Source organism: Paenibacillus sp. J22R67 (genome assembly GCF_059692175.1).
The window spans coordinates 1251318-1272799 of the sequence record NZ_JCAUAX010000002.1; the positions used below are offsets into that span (position 1 = coordinate 1251318).

The 21482-nt window shown below is 47.1% G+C and carries 17 protein-coding genes; 2 read left to right on the forward strand and 15 right to left on the reverse strand.

Going from position 1 to position 21482, the window contains the following annotated elements; translation table 11 throughout:
- Positions 1 to 16: 16 nt before the first annotated feature.
- The 15 genes from AC58VC_RS11970 to AC58VC_RS12040 form a co-directional block, all read right to left on the reverse strand.
- Entirely contained in the window at positions 17 to 1006 is a 990-nt protein-coding gene (locus AC58VC_RS11970) for a Gfo/Idh/MocA family protein (protein ID WP_497368961.1), read from the reverse strand.
- 21 nt (positions 1007 to 1027) lie between these two features.
- Positions 1028 to 1984: an AraC family transcriptional regulator gene (locus AC58VC_RS11975; protein ID WP_497368962.1), complete on the reverse strand. Its 957-nt coding sequence runs from the start codon at positions 1982 to 1984 to the stop codon at positions 1028 to 1030.
- A 75-nt stretch (positions 1985 to 2059) separates the two neighbouring features.
- Entirely contained in the window at positions 2060 to 2818 is a 759-nt protein-coding gene (locus tag AC58VC_RS11980) for a DeoR/GlpR family DNA-binding transcription regulator (protein ID WP_497369029.1), read from the reverse strand.
- Positions 2819 to 2868: 50 nt separating this feature from the next.
- Complete coding sequence (locus AC58VC_RS11985) at positions 2869 to 3690, reverse strand: sugar phosphate isomerase/epimerase family protein (RefSeq protein WP_497368963.1); 822 nt, start codon at positions 3688 to 3690, stop codon at positions 2869 to 2871.
- Between the two features lie 27 nt (positions 3691 to 3717).
- The gene (locus AC58VC_RS11990; protein WP_497368964.1) at positions 3718 to 4173 is read right to left on the reverse strand and encodes a hypothetical protein; all 456 of its coding nucleotides are present in this window, start codon (positions 4171 to 4173) and stop codon (positions 3718 to 3720) included.
- Positions 4157 to 4555 carry a hypothetical protein gene (locus AC58VC_RS11995; RefSeq protein WP_497368965.1) on the reverse strand — a complete coding sequence of 133 codons (399 nt, stop codon included), beginning with the start codon at positions 4553 to 4555 and terminating at the stop codon, positions 4157 to 4159. The genes AC58VC_RS11990 and AC58VC_RS11995 overlap by 17 nt, the downstream gene beginning before the upstream one ends.
- Positions 4552 to 5577: an ABC transporter ATP-binding protein gene (locus AC58VC_RS12000; protein WP_497368966.1), complete on the reverse strand. Its 1026-nt coding sequence runs from the start codon at positions 5575 to 5577 to the stop codon at positions 4552 to 4554. Before AC58VC_RS12000 ends, AC58VC_RS11995 begins: the two co-directional genes overlap by 4 nt.
- On the reverse strand, positions 5574 to 6608 hold the full coding sequence (locus AC58VC_RS12005) for an ABC transporter ATP-binding protein (protein ID WP_497368967.1): 1035 nt from the start codon (positions 6606 to 6608) through the stop codon (positions 5574 to 5576). Before AC58VC_RS12005 ends, AC58VC_RS12000 begins: the two co-directional genes overlap by 4 nt.
- Before the next feature lie 12 nt (positions 6609 to 6620).
- Positions 6621 to 7781 carry an ABC transporter permease gene (locus tag AC58VC_RS12010; RefSeq protein ID WP_497368968.1) on the reverse strand — a complete coding sequence of 387 codons (1161 nt, stop codon included), beginning with the start codon at positions 7779 to 7781 and terminating at the stop codon, positions 6621 to 6623.
- The gene (locus tag AC58VC_RS12015) at positions 7778 to 8776 is read right to left on the reverse strand and encodes an ABC transporter permease (protein WP_145657296.1); all 999 of its coding nucleotides are present in this window, start codon (positions 8774 to 8776) and stop codon (positions 7778 to 7780) included. The genes AC58VC_RS12010 and AC58VC_RS12015 overlap by 4 nt, the downstream gene beginning before the upstream one ends.
- Before the next feature lie 125 nt (positions 8777 to 8901).
- Positions 8902 to 10863 carry an ABC transporter substrate-binding protein gene (locus AC58VC_RS12020; protein ID WP_497368969.1) on the reverse strand — a complete coding sequence of 654 codons (1962 nt, stop codon included), beginning with the start codon at positions 10861 to 10863 and terminating at the stop codon, positions 8902 to 8904.
- 1016 nt (positions 10864 to 11879) lie between these two features.
- Positions 11880 to 12740, reverse strand: a complete 861-nt coding sequence (locus AC58VC_RS12025; RefSeq protein WP_497368970.1) for an AraC family transcriptional regulator — start codon at positions 12738 to 12740, stop codon at positions 11880 to 11882.
- Positions 12741 to 12954: 214 nt separating this feature from the next.
- Entirely contained in the window at positions 12955 to 13767 is an 813-nt protein-coding gene (locus AC58VC_RS12030) for an MBL fold metallo-hydrolase (protein WP_497368971.1), read from the reverse strand.
- Between the two features lie 4 nt (positions 13768 to 13771).
- Positions 13772 to 14674: an SMP-30/gluconolactonase/LRE family protein gene (locus AC58VC_RS12035; RefSeq protein ID WP_497368972.1), complete on the reverse strand. Its 903-nt coding sequence runs from the start codon at positions 14672 to 14674 to the stop codon at positions 13772 to 13774.
- Between the two features lie 137 nt (positions 14675 to 14811).
- On the reverse strand, positions 14812 to 18714 hold the full coding sequence (locus tag AC58VC_RS12040) for a polysaccharide lyase family 8 super-sandwich domain-containing protein (RefSeq protein WP_497368973.1): 3903 nt from the start codon (positions 18712 to 18714) through the stop codon (positions 14812 to 14814).
- Between the two features lie 549 nt (positions 18715 to 19263).
- On the opposite strand from AC58VC_RS12040, the gene AC58VC_RS12045 reads away from it, so the two are divergent.
- Positions 19264 to 20415 (forward strand): MFS transporter, encoded by a 1152-nt coding sequence (locus tag AC58VC_RS12045; RefSeq protein WP_497368974.1) that lies wholly within the window; start codon positions 19264 to 19266, stop codon positions 20413 to 20415.
- A gap of 48 nt (positions 20416 to 20463) precedes the next feature.
- Positions 20464 to 21243, forward strand: a complete 780-nt coding sequence (locus AC58VC_RS12050; RefSeq protein ID WP_497368975.1) for a 3'-5' exonuclease — start codon at positions 20464 to 20466, stop codon at positions 21241 to 21243.
- Positions 21244 to 21482: the final 239 nt, after the last annotated feature.

Here is a 21482-nt window from a genome sequence, read left to right on the forward strand (position 1 = left end):
TTACTGCCTCCCCAAATTAAAGTTCAACAATGCTTGATGTTTCAAATGAACGAATAGCTGCTTCAATGATTGTTTGCGCCTTAAGTGCTTCTTCCCCCGAGCCATTAATTTGATCGTAGGGCACTTTGGCATCCAACTGCTCAATCCAATCACTGATCCGGCTTTTAAATGTTTCATTGAAATGGCGCATGCCGCCCAAATAGCTGTAGCTTTCCGTTGCAATACTATGACGAGGATAGTAAGTTAAGTGCTCACAAGCGTCGTCCAGCACGAATCGGCCTTTGGAGCCGACCACTTCACAGCGCTCCAAGCCGTAGCTGGCTCCAGCATCATAGCTGCCGACGAGGTTCCCGATAGCGCCATTTTCAAACTCGAGCATAACCTGCGTATTCGACCAAATTTTTCTGTTTTCACCTTTCATCATGAAGGCCGCTACCCGTTTCACATCGCCGCAGAAATAACGAATCACATCGAAAGAGTGCGGGTGAAGCGCGCGCAAGTGAAACCAAGGCGAAGTTTCGACTGGGTTGTTGATCCACATTTTCATATTAATCATATGTAATTGACCGAGACGGCCTTCCTCTACCCATTCCTTGGCACGCAGCGCTGCTGGTGTAAATCGATGATTCAGGTTGACGCCAAAAGGAATCTGCTTCTCTTTGGCAAGCGCCACCATCCGCTCTCCTTCGTCAATCCGGTTGGAAATAGGCTTTTCCCCGAGCACAGGAATGCCCGCTTCCAGCAGCTCCATGGTAGGTTGATAATGCTCTCCGCCATTCTCTTCCCCTTTGGTCGCCATCGAGCAAGCATCCAACTGAATGCCGCTAGCCAGCATTTCTTGCACGCTATAAAAAGCTCTGCAGCCGAATTTGGCCGCAGCCGCATCTGCTTTCTCTTTGATGATGTCACATACAGCAACAAGCTCTGTTTTCGCATGTTCATGGTACACACTCGCATGGATCGAACCGATATTGCCAACTCCGACTACCCCAACCTTTAACGTCATTGCTTATTCCTCCCGTTTCTTCTACTGGATTTCCTGTGCGTTCTCAAGCACTTCCCCATGCAAATCACGGTACTGCCCTGGCGAGCATCCGACCCTCCGTCTAAACAATTGTGTGAAAAAGGCTGGGTCCTCATAGCCTACACGCTGGGCAACATGAATCACTTTTTCATCGCCTTCAGTCAAATACTGTTTCGCCCGTTCAATCCGAATGTCATGAATACGCTCCGTTACGGTTTGATTCGTTTCCTGCTTAAACACCCGGTTTAGCTGCCTGCTGCTCACATTAAACAACTCGCACAAGTCGGGGATGGTCATTTTTTTATCAAAATGACGCTCCAGAAACCCGGTGATCCGGCGTACAAGTATCGTATGATTCGCTGATCGTGAGCTCTTTTTCTCCTTGTTCGTAGAATCCGAGTAGCAGCGAGATAACAGGATGAGAAGCTGGAGCATTTGCAGTTTAATGAGGGGTAAATAGCCTGGCCGGTGATGCTCCCATTCAGAAATCATGGCTTCAAGTAAAGTAAGAACATGCTTGGATGCCTGCCCCATCAAATTCAGCCTGTGATGGAAGCGCTCTCTTGGATTTAAGAAAGGATGTACATAATAGTAATCCATGGACTGTGACACGCCCAATTCCTTCAGTAGAGACTCATGAATGAGTTCTGGCGTGAAGAGACAATTAATAATCTCGATGCCTTCTCCCGGCTTCGTACGATACGTATGAACTTCCCCAGGGTTAATAATAAAGACATCGCCCGTTTGGATCTGGTAGGATTCTCCTTCAAACACATGATCCGCTTGACCGTTAACCACATAAACAAGCTCGATAAAGTCATGTGAATGAACCGTTGGCATATTATCTTGATGATGAAAGCAGCGGTTAATGCTAAACGGTATTTGCTTATCTTTCATGAATTGACTTTGTCGCAGGAGATTAACCATATGTACAATTCCTTTCTTTGCTTCTGTCTTCATCATAAAGCATCCAGCTCACGCTTTCATTGCGGTTTCAGCCATCTTACAAGGGGATTGCGCCATCTCAAATGGCCTTTAAACTTGAATGACATTAATGAACTTACGCTGCAGCAGCTGAACATGATCAATCGGCGTTTGTTCATCCGTTATCAGATTATGAATCTGATTCCATGCCCCAATCATCGTAAAAGCCTGCATATCAAATTTGCTGTAATCTGCTAGGACAAATACCTGTTCGGCCATGCCGACCATTTTCCGTTTCACCCTCGCTTGCATTTCATTCGACTCGCTGATGCCCCGCTCCATATGTACGCCTTTGCAGGAAACGAACGCTTTATTTACATGATACTCCTCCAAGGCCTGCTCCGTCAGCGGTCCAACGAAAGAAAGTGAATTTGGCACAAGAATGCCTCCTGTGCTGATGACGCTGACGTTCTTTTTCTCGCTAAGAACCAAAGCCACCTTCAAGGAGTTGGTGATGACGGTGAGCGGAATGTCGGGCAGCAGCGCTGCCAAATGCCAGGTCGTGGAGCTCGCATCGAGGACGATGCGGTCGTGGGGCTCCACGTATTTGACAGCGTGGGCCGAAATACGCTGCTTTTCCGTCACATGCACCGTTTCCCGCAGCTCGTACGACGTTTCAGACGTTTGCGGCTGCAGACGGATCGCTCCGCCATAGCTGCGCAGCAGACGTCCTTCGTTCTCCAAGCGATCCAAGTCCCGGCGGATCGTTTCTTCCGTAACTCGGCATATCTGGCTGAGTTCAGTGACGCGCATGCTTCCCCGCTCGTTAACCAGCCGTAGAATGTGCTGAACCCTTTCCGCGACTAGCATCATCAAACACCTCCCTGAACTTCAGAATTCCGATTCGATGTAGAGGACAATTAGCGGGTTTGGTCAAACGCGATCACCCGATCACGAATTTCACAGAAATTATCGATATTCACATATTCCAAAATAAAGGGAACACCTTCGGCTTGCTCATGATATAGATTCAGCAGCTTCCTCCAGTCAATATCCCCGTCCCCCACGCAGCGTCCGTAAGTGTCATTAACTTTACGGTCTTTTCCGTGGAAGTAAGCCAGATGCGGCGCTAAATACTGGAACATCTCTTCTTCTGAGCTATTCGCTATTAAATTTGCCGGATCAAGGAGCACTTGAATGTGCGGCGATCCAATCTGCGCTAGCAAATCAGCCGTTCGCTTAGCACTAGGCACTACATCCAGGACACAGGGCTCCAGCGCAAGCTTTATGCCGTAGTGACCAGCACGCTCACCAAGCCAGCTCAACTGCTGTTTGAATCGTTCGAAATCCTTCTCATACGAATCTGCTTGAATACCTCGTTTTCCCGGGATGAATCCACACTCCGTCGCAACTACGGGAACACCAGTTCCGGAAGCAATTTGCATATGCCTTTCAAAATACCGCAAATTCGCCTCCATTTCCTGCTCATCTGCTTCCAACAAATTCGTAAATACGCCAATCGAGGCAACTTCAATGCCATGTTTGCGATAGGTTTCTACGATTTCTTGGCTTCTTTTATCCGTCAAATCACTGAGATCACTCCGCCCATTGTAACGCCAGTAGTTAGAATCCGTTTGCGAGAAGCAAAGCTCTGTCCATCTGAACCCGCGCTCAGCGAGCAGCGCTGCCACCTCTTCGTTCGATAATTTCGGAAAGCTGCGTGAAACAACACCTATATCCATACGGGCTAACCCACCTTTGTCTACAAATTATCGCAAGACCCTCTTGCGAGCCGAACCCCAAGCAAACCAGCCTAGCAATACAGTCAATACGCCTTCAATGATCAAAAAAAGCATCATGTACGCTTCAAACGGTACCCTCAGCAAAACATGCGAGAGGAGATTGCATACGAATAAAATCCCCAACTGAATGGCTAACAGCATGGCTGAAGCTTGCAGCACCTGCTTAGCTTCTGCTTTCTTTTTCAAATAGTACTGGCAGTAGAACACGTAAGCGAGCCAAATGACACCCATAAGTAAAAAAGTCATATTATCAATACCCTGCCAAGAGGAACGTTTAACGCCAAAAAAAGTAAGCAAAACCAGCAGCAGGCTCCGCAGTTCGAACCAATTCATAATGCCGATCGCCGCAGTAATCACGGTAATTCCTACCGATTTGTACCCAGCTGCTGGATCACGCTGCTTCATTTCAAGAAAAGGATCCATACGTGTTAGCGTCCCTCCATTCTCGTTCCACTCTTTGCAGGGTGCGCAGCGTAGCTTTTCGCGATTCTTCACTTTCTACCAGCGTCGATTTCTTTACAAAGGCTATCAGCTTACCGATTTTGTTCAAATATGACTTTCGTGCCATTCGTTCAATTCGGTCCACTTGCTTGCTATTGCCCAGCTTTTGATGTTGAATCATGCGCTCGTTATACTTGGCCGTCCACGTTTCAGGGATTGTACCCGTCGCTGTAAGTGTCTCCAAGTCACGCAGCTTGCCTCCGACCATTTTCTCGAGCAGCATCCTCATATACCATAACGAGCCCAGCATAATTAGACTTAGGCAGACGAAGAATATGAGCAGTGTAAGCAGAATATACGTCATATCGACGTTGCCCCCCTAAGGTCAAGCTCCCCTGCAAAATGACAAGCTGCGTAATGCCCATCGCCAACCTGCTTGAGCTCAGGGGCTTGATTTTTGCAAATGTCTTTGGCGTAGGCACATCTCGGATGGAAATAGCAGCCAGATGGCGGATTCGCTGGGTTAGCGACTTCACCTTGCAAAATAATGCGGTTCGACTTCTTGCGAGGGTCAGGTACCGGCTTCGCAGAAAGCAGCGCCTCTGTGTAAGGGTGCTTCGGAGCAGCAAACAAATCTTTCGTTGCCGCTGTCTCTACCATTTTGCCAACATACATAACACCAACACGGTTAGATATATGCTGGATAACACCAAGATCATGAGAAATAAACAAATAGGACAAGTTCAGCTTTTCCTGTAGATCCTGCAGCAGATTAATAATCTGCGCTTGTACGGACACATCCAAAGCCGATACGGCTTCATCGCAAACGATGAACTTCGGATTCGTCGCCAAAGCACGCGCAATACCGATCCGTTGGCGTTGACCTCCGCTGAAAGCGTGCGGATATCGCTCCAGATGCCGACTGTTCAGGCCTACCATCTCCATGAGGTCAGCCACGCGCTCTTTGAGCTCGGCGCCATGTGACATGCCGTTACAGACGAGCGGCTCGGCAATGATGTTGAGCACCGTCATCCGAGGATTGAGCGAAGAATAGGGGTCTTGGAAGATGAGCTGCATGTCTCGCCGAATAGCGCGCAATTCCTTGGCGTCTAGCTGCAGCACTTCCTGCATGTGACCTTGGCGGTCCCGAAAACGCACCGAACCCGAGGTTGGTTCAATTGCTCGAAGGATACAGCGACCAAGTGTTGTTTTACCGCAGCCAGATTCGCCGACAAGCCCGAACGTTTCACCAGGACGGATATGAAACTGGACATCATCGACGGCTTTGACATAACCTACGTTTTTTTGTAAGAACCCTTTTTTAATCGGGAAATATTTCCGCATATAGTTCACATCAAGAATGAGTTCGTCTGTTTGTACTGTCATGAGACCACCTCGGCTTCTTTAAGCTCCGTTTCAACCAATAAGCAGCGAACTTTGTGATCCTTTCTAACCTCGACAAGAGGCACGTCCGCTACGTTGCATACACCGTCGATCGCCATTTTGCAGCGCGTATAAAAGCCGCAGCCCTTCGGCAAATTCATCGGAAATGGAACAGTTCCTTCAATGGATTCCAGCCTTTTGTTCTCCCTGCCGATAGCCGGTATTGAGTTCAGCAGCGCCTTCGTATACGGATGTTTCGGATGATGAAATAAGGAGTCAACATCTGTATATTCGACGACTTTACCCAAATACATGACCGCCACTTCGTCCGACATTTCGGCTATAACGCCAAGGTCATGCGTGATGAAAATGACCGATGTATCATGATTAGCCTTCAGATCATTAATCAATTGAAGCACCTGCGCTTGAACAGTGACATCCAAGGCTGTCGTTGGCTCATCTGCGATGAGAATCGAGGGGTTGCAGGACAGCGCCATGGCGATCATGGCCCGCTGCCTCATCCCGCCCGAAAGCTGATGCGGATACTCGCTAAGCCGCTGCTCGGGATTGGACATGCCGACCTTGCGCAGGATGTCCACCGCCATGCGGTAAGCTTCTTTTTTATCCTGTGTCACGTGCAGTAAGATCGCTTCCATAATTTGATTGCCTACTGTATGGATGGGAGAAAATGCCTTCATTGGCTCCTGGAAAATCATCGCGATCTCATCGCCCCGGATATCCCGAATTTCCTTCCCCCTCGGGTCCAGCTTCACCAAGTCGACGGCTTCCTTGCTCCCGGCACCGCTTCGCTGCAGCTTGATCTCGCCTTCCACTTGACCTGGCTTGGGCACAATACGCAGCAGCGCTTGCGATGTGACGCTTTTGCCGCAGCCGCTTTCGCCGACGATGCCAAGTGTCATGCCACGTTTGATTTGCAGATCAACACCGTCGACCGCTTTCAAGATGCCTTCATCCAAATGGAAGTGAACTTTCACGTCCTTCATTTCCAATATGACGTTATCCCTATTTGACATTCACTCCACCTCCTATTTGTATGGATCTGCCGCATCGCGCAGTCCGTCCCCAAGGAAATTAAACATTAAGACCGTCATGATAATGAATGCTGCCGGCCACAACAACCAGGGGTGATGGGCTAGTGTTTCCAGGTTTTGCGCATCCTGCAGCAGCACTCCCCAGCTTACAACCGGCGCCTGAAGCCCGATCCCAAGGAAGCTTAAAGCAGTCTCTCCCAGAATCGTTCCGGGAATCGAAAGCGTCACGTTCACGATGATATAGCTGGCGAAAGACGGCAGCAAATGTTTGCGAATAATGCGGAAATCACTTGCTCCGGCAAGTCTGGCCGCCATAGTGAAATCCTCTTCGCGCAGAGACAATATTTTCCCCCGCACAACGCGAGCAAGTCCTGTCCAGCCAATGATGGAGAAGATGAGAATCAGTCCGAAGTACGTTTGCAGCGCTGACCAATCTCTTGGTAAAGCAGCTGTAAGCGCCATCCAAAGCGGAATGGTCGGAATACAGATGAGCAAATCAATCGTTCGTTGAATGATAGTGTCCATCACACCGCCCAGATAACCGGATATTCCGCCAAGCACTAATCCCAGAATGAGGGTTACAACGATGCCGAGCAGTCCGAAAGAGAGCGAAATTCTAGCTCCATAAATGATTCTGGACAGGAGGTCATGTCCCAGCTTATCGGTTCCCATCAGAATGAGCGCATCTTTTGGATTTTTCAATCCGAACAAATGACTTTCCATCGGGATTAACCCCCAAAGTTTATACGGCTCGCCTTTTGTGAAAAAATAAATCTCAAACTTCTTCGCGGGATCTTCCGAGAATGTGCGTTTAAACGTATTTGGATCGACTTTCTCGCTCATCCCGTAGACAAACGGTCTAAGCTGAAAGCCATTATTCGGATCGACAAAATGAATTTTTTGCGGCGCTGCGTTCTTATAATCGGTGTACCTCGCCTCCTGCACCGTTGGCGCCAAAAATTCACAGAAGATGGCTACCAAATAAAATAAAATCAACACAACCGCAGAAAAAACAGCCATTTTGTGTTTAATGAATTTCCACCACATCAGCTGCCACTGGGAAGCAACCTCGTATTGATTATCGGCTCCGACTCGGTTCCGGTTGTTCACCTTAGTCCTCCGAAATCGATTCGCAATCGTCGTAATCGCACTCATTCTGCAACACCCCCGAAGCGTATTCTCGGGTCAACGAACGCTAGCAAGATATCTGACAGCAACGTCCCGATAACCGTCATCACGCTTAGAATTAACAGGAAGCTTCCCGTTAAGTACACGTCCTGGAACATCAGAGCTTTGAGCAGCATCGGCCCTGTTGTTTGCAAGTTCAGCACGATCGAAACGATAGCTTCCCCTGAAATAAGCGCCGGAAGTGTCCAGCCGATGGTCGAAATCAGCGGATTGATCGCTAATCGAACTGGATATTTGAATAGCAGCTTGCCCTCGGGAACACCTTTGGCTCTAGCGGTAATGACATACTGCTTCGACAACTCATCCAGCAGCATCCCACGTGTAATACGGATCAGCGATGCTGTTCCTGACATGCCAATAACGACGACTGGAATAATGAGCCTTGGCAGCATATTCATGATTTTGTCCATCGTCCATGGGGCATCCACGTATTGGGCTGAGAATAAGCCAGTGATCGAAACACCTGTTTGTGCAAAAATGACATACACAATAATCAAAGCAATAAGAAATCCTGGCATTGCCAGACCAATGAAGCCTATAAACGTAAACACATAGTCAAGTGCCGAGTATTGATGTGTCGCTGAATAAATCCCAATAGGAATCGCGATCAGCCACACGAAAACTAGGCAAATGAGCGATATGATAACTGTCAACGCCAGTCTTGGACCAATGACTTCTGTCACAGGCTGATTCCATTGAAAGGATCGACCTAAGTCACCGTGAAGAATAATATTTTTGATCCAAATGATGTATTGAACAATCAAAGATTTATCTAACCCATAAAGCTGCTGGAGGTTAATGACCGTACTTTCTGAAACCGCCGATCCGGACTGCTTTAACGTGGCAATATATTGTGTCAAGAAATCCCCAGGTGGAAGCTGAATGATCACAAAAACGATAATACTGATGGCAACAAGCAGCGGGATAAGCTGCAGGAGCCGATACGAGATATAGTTCAGCATGTGATTCCTCCTTCCAAAAATGTACCCTGTCTCTGAACGAACCGTGGAGCCCGGATCAAACGACCTGCCGCCGTCCGGGCTCACACAAGGTTCCTGTTCAATTATTTGCTAATTATTTACTAATCTCATTTACTAAAGAAGAACTGCTCGCCGCTGAAGTTCGCGCCGATCGCAAAGCTGGTGTCATTCGGGATGTTGCGCAGCTTCGCATTGACGATGAGAGGCTGCTTCACTTCTGTAATCGGAATGAAATAGTACACTTTGTCTTTCATTACTTGTTTAATTTCAGCTACTTTTTTCTTAGCATCTTCTGGTTTGGCAGCTGCAGCGTCGTTGATCATTTTGTATAGGTTCTTGATGTCTGCAGGCGGCTCTTGACCGTTCTTACCGCCTGAAGTACGCCAGAGATCCCATTGTGCTCCCCAAAGCTGCGTACCCCAATCGCCCATGTACCAGAGCGGTGTATGTGTCCAAATCATGGTTGCTTGCAATTCATTATTCGTATTCCGAGTGGTCCAGAGCGTTTGGTCGATCGTTTTCATCGTGACGTTCAGACCAAGCTGCTTCCACATCTCCACGATCAATTGCGTCAATGGCACGATATCCGGTGCTTGGGCTCCAACTTCGAACGGAATCGTGAACACTTTGCCATCCGGTCCAAGACGTTTGCCGTCTGCTCCTTTGGCGAGGCCCATCTCATCAAGCAATTTGTTCGCTGCAGCCAGATCATATGTCGGATCTTCGATGCTGCCCGGTTTCGCAAAGCCATAGTAGATCGTGTCAATGATCTCTTTGCGGTTGAGCGCGAGACTTAGCGCCTTGCGGAAGCGAACATCCTGAACGACTTTTTGCCAGTTCGGATCGTTGAACGTTTCGTTCAGGAAGATATCCGTTGGCGTAACGTGCATGTTGGCCAGCAATGCTTTGTAGCCGTTTTTCTCATTTTCACGATAAAGCGGCATTTTGATCAGAGCTGCTGATTCTCTGGAGAAGTCGACTTCTCCTGAAATCGTTTTTAAACCAACCATCTCAATGTCTTGTACGAGCGTACTTTGGATGCTGTCGATGTACGGCAATTGGTTGCCTGCACTGTCTACTTTGAAGTAATAGGGGTTGCGCTCATACGTTGTTAAGCTTTCTGTTGTTTTGGTCATCATCCACGGATAAAGGACAGGGAATCCAACAGCTTTCTTATTCGCAAGTTCCCAGTTCGTAATATCTTTATCGTTAAAAAGATTGAACCATTCGCCAGGCTGGAAGCCTCCTTCTTTAATCAATGGCTCCAGTTTATCCATCGGTGTATATTTTTTGTGGAACTGTTTGAGGTAATGCGCCGGACGAATGAGCTCTGTGTATCCACGCCAGCCTTGAATAGCGAAGCGAATCAGGATACCTCCGTACGGACGGTCGAACGTCAGCTTGAAGTTCAAGTCGTCGATAACTTCCAGTTTCATCGGAGCCGCATCCGCTTCACCGCCGCCACGCAGCCATACAGGAAAGATTGGCGTCAGCTCAGGATCGTTCAAAATATCCTCAACCGTAAATCTGACGTCTTCCGTTGTAACCGGCTTCCCGTCGGACCATTTCAATCCTTTGCGCATGGAGAAAGTGAATGTTTTTTGATCATCGCTGACTTTGTAATCTTTGAGCACGTTACCTGTAATCGTGTCGCCCAGAATACCCGGTGTGTTGAGCAGCGGTTCATTGCTCATGACGAAAACGTCAGCATCCCAGTTTGGCGCCGATGTAACCGTTCTCAATACACCGCCAAACGTACCTACTTCGTATTTCATTTGGCTCTCCGGTATTTCATTCGTGAATTTATAATCGCTTGGCAAGCGATCTTTCACGGGTGGCAGCCCTTTTGACGCCAAAACCGGTGAATCCTTAAAGTCTGTCAATTGCGCAGGCTGTCCGCCCCCACCGTCAGGTGCTTTTGTTGGATCCGGCGCTTTCGTTGCTTGTACCGCAGCAGTCGTTGGCGCTGGAGTTGTCGAAGCTGGACTGTCTTGACACCCCCCAAGTACAAGCGTCAACATGAGTGCTGAAACCAGGAGTAAAATAATCGACTTCCTCCTTGACTTCATTTGCAACCCTCCGATTTCATAAAATGTTTTTGAGTTTGTGGACTCATCCTCATTGTTATGGAGATTGCCCCTAATAATCAACCTTATTTTCTGAAAATTCACTATCTTCACTAAACACACTACTCATCGTTAAGATTCGACAAGATTAGACCGAATCGGCTCTTTGCGCATAAAATGTAATCGCTACCAATAGTTTCTCGACATCATTTGCTGCTATGAAAATGAAGATATGCCGCCTCAACATGGAGGCGGCATAGAGACAAAAGCTGGACTCAAGCGCTGAGTCGCATATTTGCAAAGAAAGTCCCACAAAGTCAAAACAGGACTTGTGTTTTGGCCTAAACGCTCCAATTTCCTGCTGTAACGTTGTAAAACATGCTTAACTATCGTAGAAGTCACCCCAATCTACGTGTTCCTTCACTCTAACGCTGTTTTTCATCGCTAACGTGTCCTGAACGCTCCAATTTCCTGCTGTAACGATGTAAAACATGCTTAGCTATCGTAGAAGTCACCCCAATCTACGTGTTCCTTCACTCTAACGCTGTTTTTCATCGCTAACGTGTGCTGAATGCTCCAATTGCCTGCTGTAACGATGTAAAACATGCTTAGCTATCGTAGAAGTCACCCCAATCTACGTGTTCCTTCGCTCTAACGCTGTTTTCCATCGCTAACCTGCGCGACTCGCTCCAAATGCCCGCTGTAACGATGTAAAACATCCTTAGCTATCGTAGAAGTCACCCCAATCTACGTGTTCCTTCGCTCTAACGCTGTTTTCCATCGCTAACCTGCGCGACTCGCTCCAAACGCTTATCACTCGCCTGGCCGCCAGCACCCAGTCCCAACAACCTACCCAAACACAAATAGCCCACTCCAAAAACGGAGCAGGCCAATCATCCTTTTTCCCATATTAAGCGTTTACAAATCTAATTGTTCGTACTCGCTTTTCACGCGCTTATCCCTCATATTTGCATTTGCTTCAAGCACTTCTCCATCGTAGTCGCTCTTCAAGCGCACTTTCACATCTGCTTCCTAAGCTGCTGAGGCGTCATGCCCAAGGTTTGCTTAAAAAGGCGGAAAAACTGCGTTTTATCCTCATAACCGACACTTCGTCCGATGCTTTCGACAGAATCCTTCGTTTCCAGCAGCATTCGCTTCGCTTCGCGCAGCCTAACGTCGTGAACGTATTCCGTAAAGGTGAACCCCAGGCAATCTTTGAACATTTTGCTCAAATAGTAGGGGGAATAAAAACTCTCTTTAGCCAAATCATTTAGCGTAATATGCCCCGCATAATGCTCCTCGATGTAAGACAACAACTGAGGGAGCATGTGATACGCTGTTCGCAATTCTGAATTATGTAAGTTTTCTTGCATCGATCTGAACATCCGTGTCAACAACAATGTCGCGTAGCCGTGAAGCATAGCCAAGTAACCGCTCTTTTTACCGTAATATTCCGTGTACATCGTTTCGAGCAGCTGCTCGACCTCAATCATGCTTTTCCCCCTGAACGTGACGTGCGGTGAAGGATTCGCGAGTGAGGACTTAAACTCCTGAAACAGTTTGAGCGGGAGAAACTCGGAAGCGCTTTCGGTAGCATGCAGACGATTGCTCAAAAACTCAGGGTCCAGCAAGATATTCATATACTGCATGTTCTTCTGAATTTCAAATGAGTGCCGATCCCCAACATTCATGAACAAAAAGTCTCCGCGCTGCACGGCAAATGACTTCCCATTCACTTGATGATAGCCGGCTCCTTGACAGATATAAACCAGCTCAACAAAATTGTGCGTATGCTCCGGCTCATTCGCCTGTTGATGAAGCTTGTAAAGCGCGATTTTCTCAGTTTGCTGGATATAGTCAACGGATTGGTACATTTTCATCTGAACAACACTCCATTCATAATGGTCATGTTAGCAGCTGTTTAGGTTCGTACCAGCCTCTTCAGCATATCACAGAACATGTGATATCTGTAGATGAAGATGTGCTTAGTTACAATAGCCTAAGTGGCCTATTTTCACCGCTCGGTCATGTCGAATGTTCTGAAAATAAGGCCGCTTAGTGTCTAACTCAGACTGACATTAAACGGCCTTATCACTATTTCACTTTCCTATACACAAGCGTCTCACCTGGTTGAAAAATATGAAACTTCTGCCCCAGATGCTTCTGATAAAGCCTCTCCACGAACGGCGAAATGCCTTCACTATTATTAGGATACATATCGAAGTGAACAGGCACCACGATATCAAAATGAAGATAAGCAGCCAGGTCTGCCGCTTCCAGAGCGTTCATATTGCCAACGACGCCAAGTCTGTTGCGGAAAATATCCCGGCCATTAATCGGCAGGAAGCCTACATCAATGGTATAACCCGACAGCGCTTCAACCAACTCATCCTTCAAAAGCGTATCGCCTGCATGATAGAGGCATAAGTTGTCCCATTTTAGCATGTAGCCTAAATAATGGTCCCAGCCCCCTTCATCCTGCACACGCTCTTCATGCCACGCTGGTATCGGTTGAATACTCAGCTCGTCAGTGAACGACCAAGCCTCCTGAACACCAAGCGCCTGCAGCCTACTTGGGGTAATCCCCATCGCCTCTAGCGCCGGCAAGCAAACCTTAGGAGCACCGAATCGGCAGCTCGGAGATGCCTCCGCAATAGCCCGCAGCGTCCCCGGATCCATATGATCCATATGTTCGTGCGTACAAAGTACAAGATCCAGATCCGTCAATGTCTCGGGTTTCACTGGTGGTGCGTACCTTCTCAGCCAGAACCCATTGGGAGACCCTCCGAGTTGATCGACAGAATCTGTCAAATACGGGTCAATTGCTATGGCAATGTCGTTTTTTCGCAAAATAACGCCAACCTGTCCAATATACTGAATGGTTAGTTGATTAGGTTCTAATGACATATAACTACTCCTTTTGCTCTATGTATGGTGCACCGAATGCATGCGTCTTCGTTCCTTTAACACCAGGTTTGACAGCAAAAATGCCTCCAGCGTGAGGTTGATCTCCTGCTTTTTCATCCTCAAGCCCTTTTCGTGCGCTCGTAATGTATAAAATGTCCAGGTCATCTCCGCCAAAAATACACGAGGTTACTTTCGCCGCTGGGACTGCGATGCTCTCCAGTTTAGTACCCGTTCGAGGATTCCAGCGGGACACCTGCCAACCATCCCAGTGAGCGATCCACAACATCCCTTCTGCATCGATCGTCATACCGTCTGGAAATCCTTGTTCACTAGTGAAATCGATCAATGTTCTAGGACGGCTAATTTCTCCTTTTTCCACATCAAAATCAAAAACTAGCACCTGTTTTCTCATTGAATCAATATAATACATCTCTTTTTCATCAAGGCTCCAGGCAATTCCGTTGGATACACCCACACCCTCGTGAACTTTGCGGTAGCTATAATCTGTTTCAAGCACATAGAGGGAGCCTGTTGCCCCTTTTTCTATGATTTCCATCGTTCCCGCCCAAAATCGGCCGTGGCTATCACATTTTCCATCGTTGAACCGATTGGAGTGCAAATGTGCTTCTGGATCAACAAGAGGCGTTAAAGTGTGCTGCTGCGTGTGGTAGGATTGAAAACCGGATTGTGTCGCCAAAACGACCTCATCTTTCCTAGAGCAAACAACTGCACCTACATATTCGCCAATAAGAAATGATTCATTTTGACCCGTTTCCGGATAAAACCTACAAAACTTTTCACCTAGAATATCAACCCAATAGAGCGCTTTCTCCTCTTCATTCCAGCTTGGTCCTTCTCCTAGAGTGGCTTTAGCGTCCAGAACCAGCTTTACGTTCTTCGAACCCATTAGACATCAACTCCTCTTCCGCTATTGTAAACCGTCCTCGTATGAATTGGAAGAAGTAGGAATGCCTTTCCGCAAAAAAAAGAAAGGGCTTTCCCTCCGCCATATTCATGACTTTTGGGAAAACCCTATTAGGATGTTTATGCCTTCAAAAATGAGATGGCATTCAGCAAAAATGTTGCAAAATTGCTGTCGATTTTTTTACCTGATTGAGCTCGAACATACTGTTCTATGGCATTTAGAGCTATTTTGACGCCGTTGTCATCCTTATGCTTTTGCAAAGCCTCAACCATCATCAACAGGCTGTTATAGATGCCTTGATTCGTAATCCAGCCTTGTTGGTAGGCATAACGCACTGCTTCATCCAAATGCATGACATCCATATGCACCTTTAGCACATAGTTCAGTGCCACTTCATTCCCTGCAGCATCCGTTGCCGCCACATTTACTTGATGCTCACCAATACGAAGCGAGAACGGTTTGTACGTATAGGGAAGGCTAACACTTGCACCGTCAAGTCTAACAGATTTGGCAACCACTCCGCTTCCTCCATCACTCACGTCGAAGTTTAGAATGCCACCATCTGTCCAATAAACATCCTTCGTGACCGTAGATGTGATAACTGGCCCCTTTGTATCGATTTTGACTTCAACCGTTTTGACTGGTTCTTGATTGCCGGCTTGATCAACACTGTAATAACGAATTTGATGCACGCCATCCTCAGAAACTGAAACCGTGTTTCCTTCCGTAAAGACACCATTATCAAGGCTGTACATCGTTGTTTGTACGCCGCTATCAGCATCGCTTGCCGTTAATGTAACTGTTTGCGCGGTGCGCTGCCACCCTGATTTCGCGTCATCCGTCGTTACCGGAGCTGCACCGTCCTTCTTGAAGGTAATGACATGCGTCTTACCAAACGAGTTGGCAACTTGAATATCCAGCTTTAAGACAGGAGAAGTTTGCTGTACCGTAATCGTGCTGTCACCGCTAACGAACTGCAAGCCCGTTTTATTCAGCTCAAGCGAAATCAAACTCTGCACTTGCGTTGGATCGGATACCGCGATGGAAAGCTCAGTCTCTGATTCCTTCACCATAACGGAAGCCGGATTGCCTGCAGTAATGCCTCCTATTGAACCTGGGTTCCAGAAATTAGCTGCTGTAATGCCTAGCTGCTTCTCTTTCACAGCATGAACATCGGCTGTATTGCTTAAAATTTCAACATTCGGCGATTGACTGTATGCCTCTGTTGCCGCAGCATCCTTGTGCGGCAGCATGACATAGGCATAGGAAGCATTCGTCGGATTTTGACCGTGTTCGAAAGCCAAGCTTAAATAGTTGCGCGTAATCGGTGTATTCGATTGTCCGCTGTTAATCTCTTGCCAGCTTCCCGTTCTCGCTTCACGCAAGCCATAGATGCTCGAAGATTCCGGGAAATAATAGCCGATGTCTGAATCCGTTACATTACCGGCTAAATGTGCCCACTTCACTTGATTAATCGTTCCTGACCAGCCAAGCTGAGTCGATTGGACAGAACCGTTGACTATAAGCGAATTGTCTCCAGCGTCACTCAGTTTCCGATTATCGATGATGGTTTCAACTGGCGCATTCGCTGCTGAACCTTTCGAAATCCCTGCTCCTAAAGCAACGATTTCATCATCGAACATGAACCACGATTTTTTGCCTTGCAGCGTGCTTCCTGTCACTTTATCCATGGAAAAGTCCATGCCTGCCGCACCATATAGGCCTTCGATGGAGGAACCGCCTACCCAATTTTTAGCGTTCATGTATGAGGTCCACTCGCCAGGGGTCACACCTTTCCCCGACTGATCCGTCGTTGTTCCTGGCAAACGGAATGAATCCACAGTCGGCCAGAAATCATTGCGGTACTGATTAAGATCCTGATCGTATAAGAACGTCATCCCGATTCCCGTGTACCAGCCCTTGAGATTTTCGTTATTTCCTTTTTCAAAAGCAGAAATCCGGTTCGAGAAAAGGCTTAGTCCAAAGCCATAACCATCACGCAAATGAACCACACGATCCATGCCGGCAAATACTTGATTGCGTCGCAATTCTCCTCTGGGCACAATGGTTGAATCGCTCATTAGCTCTTTAATTAAAGCTAGCTCATAAATCGGCAGTCCATCCACATAATTCGCATAGGTCGTGTCGGTCAAAATCCATTCCTTCGCCATCCGCTTAATAGAAAGTGCAACGTCTGCCGGTGCTCCTTCGGCTAGACGAAGTAAAGTCGTAATCGTACTTCTAGCGCTGCCTGATGCTTGTCTGGAAATACCTCGGCCATTCACCATATCCATGTAAAGTCCTTTGTAAATAACGGGTTCGAACGTGTCTGTCACCCATTGATACACATTGTTAACGTTGGGATCCGTTACAGGCCATGGGGAGCCGTTAAGAACGTACGTCATATCAGCAGCCCGACTAAGCCATACAGCACCATAACCTGCCGTGTACGCAATATTCGTATGCTGAACTAACGAACCATCTATGTATACACCGTCTCCATGATTGGCATAAACAAATTCGGGACCAATCGGGTCGCGGCCTTGCGTAATTTTTGCGCTGTTATTGCCGATGATCCCCCGCATTGTAACAACAAGCGCTTTGTCCAGCAGATTGGCGCCGGTTTCAACAACATTGTTGAGCGTACGCTTTTTCGGATCAGGGACAAATCGGTCGATCGCTTTCATATGTTTCGTAATCTGAGAAGGTGTTAACTGTTCATACATCAGCACGAGAATATCATTCATAATTTGCGGAGCGCCGATTTCCCAGTCCCACCAGTTGCCATATTCGGTTTTGGACTCGTTGTAGCGGTTAGCGTTCAGCCAATCGAGCGTGTTTAAAATATCCGTTTTTAGCGCTTCATTATGATATAAGCTAGAGCCCTTGAGCGTATAAGCGAGCGTCATCGTCCTTAATCTCGCGTACGAAGTCGTGACTTGTGCCGAATCCGTCGTGCTCGCAAGGTCATTCCAGACAAGCGTTCGGTCCGCGGATTTGACCAGCGTGTCCCAGAAGCCAGTCCCACTAGCATTCGTTACGCTATCTGCAATTTTTGCTAGATTGGCGGAAATATCTGCATCAGCGGGATCATAATTTGTGCCGCCTGTCAGCTTATTAAACCATTTGGCCCGCATCTGTGCGTAGGCTTGATACAGCTCTGCAGATTCAATGTTAACGAGACATTGCGCTTTGATCGTGCCGTCTGGCGTCGAGACTGTAATCGTAGCGGAGCCCAGTCCCACACCAGTTACCTTTCCGTTGTTATCCACAGCTGCCACACTTGGATTCGTTGAACTCCAAATCACCGTTTTGTCCGCCGCATTCGCCGGAACGAACGTTGGAGCTAGCGCCACCGATGCCCCCTGAGCCATAGAAAATGCACTTTGATCCAGAGTTATTCCCGTAACTCCGTTATATTCCTCCAAACTCATATCATCAAACCATACCTTCCCTTTACCGGTTTCAAGAAACGGTTCGATCACCAGCTTCGTGACATTTGCTGGAATCGTCATGAAAACTTGCTGCATCGTCCAATCCTTTGTACCAAGCAATTTGGCGGATGCAGGGCCGTCACCAACTTTACTGGTGTTATAATACTGTGTTCTAAAATAGGCGCCAGTGCCCGTGACATTATCGGTTTTCACCCACACTTTAAGTCGATAGGATTTACCTGGCGTAACCGTCAACACACTCTGATTGACAGAAACTCTGCTTGTTGCAAAAGCGTCAAACAAAATAGATTTGCTCCCTTCATGAAAGGTGGTTGAATCTAAGGAGACATTCACCGTTTGATTTGGCGCTTTGCCGCTTCCTGTCGGAATCCACAGTCCCCAACCGACCGGAGCAGGACTTGTGACACCATTCCAGTTCGCATCAAGGATCGTTGTTGTTTGTTCGAATCCGCCGTTGCTCATCAGGTTGGCAGTAGCAGCCTCTGCTTTAGGATAAGCGCTTTCATAAAAAGGGACGAAGGATACAAGCAGACTCGAAACCATACTGACCGATAGTATTTTTTTCATTTTTCCCAATACGATCACCTCATCGACATATTTTCATGCAAGAAAAATTCTAGAGAATGGTTTGTACCAACTTTTCTAGCATAAAGACACTTATCCTCCTAAGCAATCTTCAATTCTTGCATTTGGTTATATAAAAAACGCCGATTCCTGATAATAAAAAAAGCCGACACAGCAAAAAAAGCCTATTTCGCTTCAAGGACCGGTACTACAGGACGCTATTTTGGCGAAAATGTGAGGTTTCAGCGAAGTATGGGAACTATAGTGTCTTATTTGAGCTATTTGCGCACGATTTCCAGTAAACCAACGAAATAGCGGACCACAGTTTCTCTTCGCCAGCTCATAGCGTTTTTCGGTGAAATAACGCCCTGTAGTTCCTGTGTGCAGCATAAATTCACATAGCAACTCCAAATACTAGATATTGGTGGATGCTGAGACGAACCCTACTTCGCTCCTGAGACATTTTTCTTTTTGGAATCTCTCGTGCATCATGTTAGAATGTAGTTTTACAGCAAACATAAGCTAATTTCAACTAGGAAGGTTACGGTCATCATGAGCTCTTCAAATCTTTTACGTTCGTTTAATTTTTTGTACTTTGCCCTGCTTGCCATGTTCGTATCATTTCTGCCTGTTTATTTAGATGCCCAAGGGCTCCCTGCGACCAAAATCGGTCTGATCATAGGTACAGGAGGAATTATTACCATCTTCTCACAACCGCTATGGGGCATGATCAGTGACAGGACCAGAACCATTAAGAAGGTCATGCTGCTTCTATTAATGTGTTCAAGCCTTGTAGGGTATTTTTTATATACCTCCAATAGCTTCATTGTGCTGCTTCTGTTTACGATGTTCTTGTACTTTTTCCTAATGCCGCTAGATCCGTTAACGGAAAGCCTGAACTTCCAAACAGCGGAAGCAAATGGTGTTAGTTATGGTTCCATACGGACTTTCGGTGCAATTGGCTATGCCGTTATGTCCTTAGCCGTTGGATACGCGATTCAATATTTAGGCTTGAACAGCTTAGGCTACCTTTTCGGAGGGATCGGCATCATCAGCCTTATCATTTGTTTAGCACTTCCAGATGCACCAGTGACTGGTAAACCAATCACATTAAAAAGCTTGCGTAATTTCCTAGGAAATAAAGAGACAATTTGGTTTATGGTGCTAATCTTTATTGTTGCCGTTCCGCAGCGAATTAATGATACATTTTTAGGCGTATATATACGAAAATTAGGCGGCAGTCCTGACTTGATCGGACAAGCGTGGTTTTTAGCGGCAGGAAGTGAAATCCTTGTTTTCGCGTTAAGTTTCTGGTGGCTGCGTAAAGGGAAAGAACTTGCAATCATCGCCTTCTCTGCTTTCTTTTACTTCATTCGCTTTCTATTGTCCTCATGGATTACGGAACCTCATGCACTTGTTTATTTACAGCTTCTGCAAACCTTCACGTTTCCAATCTTTTATTCCGCGGCGATCCAATATTTATACCGCATTGTGCCTGAGGAGTGGAGAGCGACCGGTCAAACAGTTCTTGCTCTGCTGTTCTTCGGCGTATCTGGCATCGTGGCATCGTACCTAGGCGGATGGTTCTATGAAAGCTTTGGCGGTCAATCGCTTTACTTATGGATTTCCATCATGTCCTTTATCGGACTGCTATTCAGCATAGTACTTAGCACAATCTATGGAAAAGCCAAGATGGCAGCCTAAACATTTTCTGCTAAAATGATAGGAATAGAAAGAACGGGGGCAAGCATCATGGACTACATTATTTTGGATATCGAATTTAACGGCCGAAAATTTGCGAGCGATTTACCTATGGAAGTTATCGAGATTGGGGCTGTACGCCTTAATGACTCGCTTCAGCAGGTCGATGAGTTCTCATCTCTGATCAAGCCGGTTTATTTCTCCAAATTGAACGGTTTTATTAAAAAGAAGACAGGTATTCCGCAAGAGGACATCGATGTCGCCGCTGGCTTTCGCAGTGTCATTACGGATTTCATCGACTGGCTGAATCGGAGTGAAGCTTTTCTACTCGTTACGTGGGGCGGAGAAGATTTGAAACGTATTGTTTTCGATACGAGAATGCATAAATTGGATGATGCGTACTGGATGAATGCCGACTATTTCGATTTATTGAAGGGCTTTATCCGCTACAAAAATGTTACGAATGATGTCAGTGTCGAGGCCGCGCTGCTTGATTTGCAAATTGAAGCGGAAGGCTCCGCTCACAGAGCGCTGGATGATGCGCGGATGACGTCACTCGTGTTCAAAGCGATCTTTCAAGATCTTGATTTTGAACGGACGCAGCAATATGTAGATGTCTACAGCAATGCAAAGGAAAGACGACTTCTGAAGACTGCCATCCGTTCCATTACAGCCCAGAAGATCGTGCCTACTTGGGAGCTCGTTGTAGAACAGTATTTTAAGGACAAAATGGCACTTACCGATCCTAGAAAAATTACGGAGCTGCAAGCTCTGTTTGAAGCGGAAATGGTGAAGGGGCCGCAAGTTGTGAAAAAGGCTCCTGTGCAGTAACTTGTGGGGGCAGCAGGCCCGTTCAGCATGCCTTAGCGATGAAAAACATCGCTACAGCGGCGGGACCCACGGTATCGGGGGACTCCCTCGGTAGTTAACGATGTTTTTCATCGTTACAGCGCGCAATTGGCCCGTTCAGCATGCCTTAGCGATGAAAAACATCGCTACAGCGGCGGGACCCACGGTATCGGGGGACTCCCTCGGTAGTTAACGATGTTTTTCATCGTTACAGCGCGCAA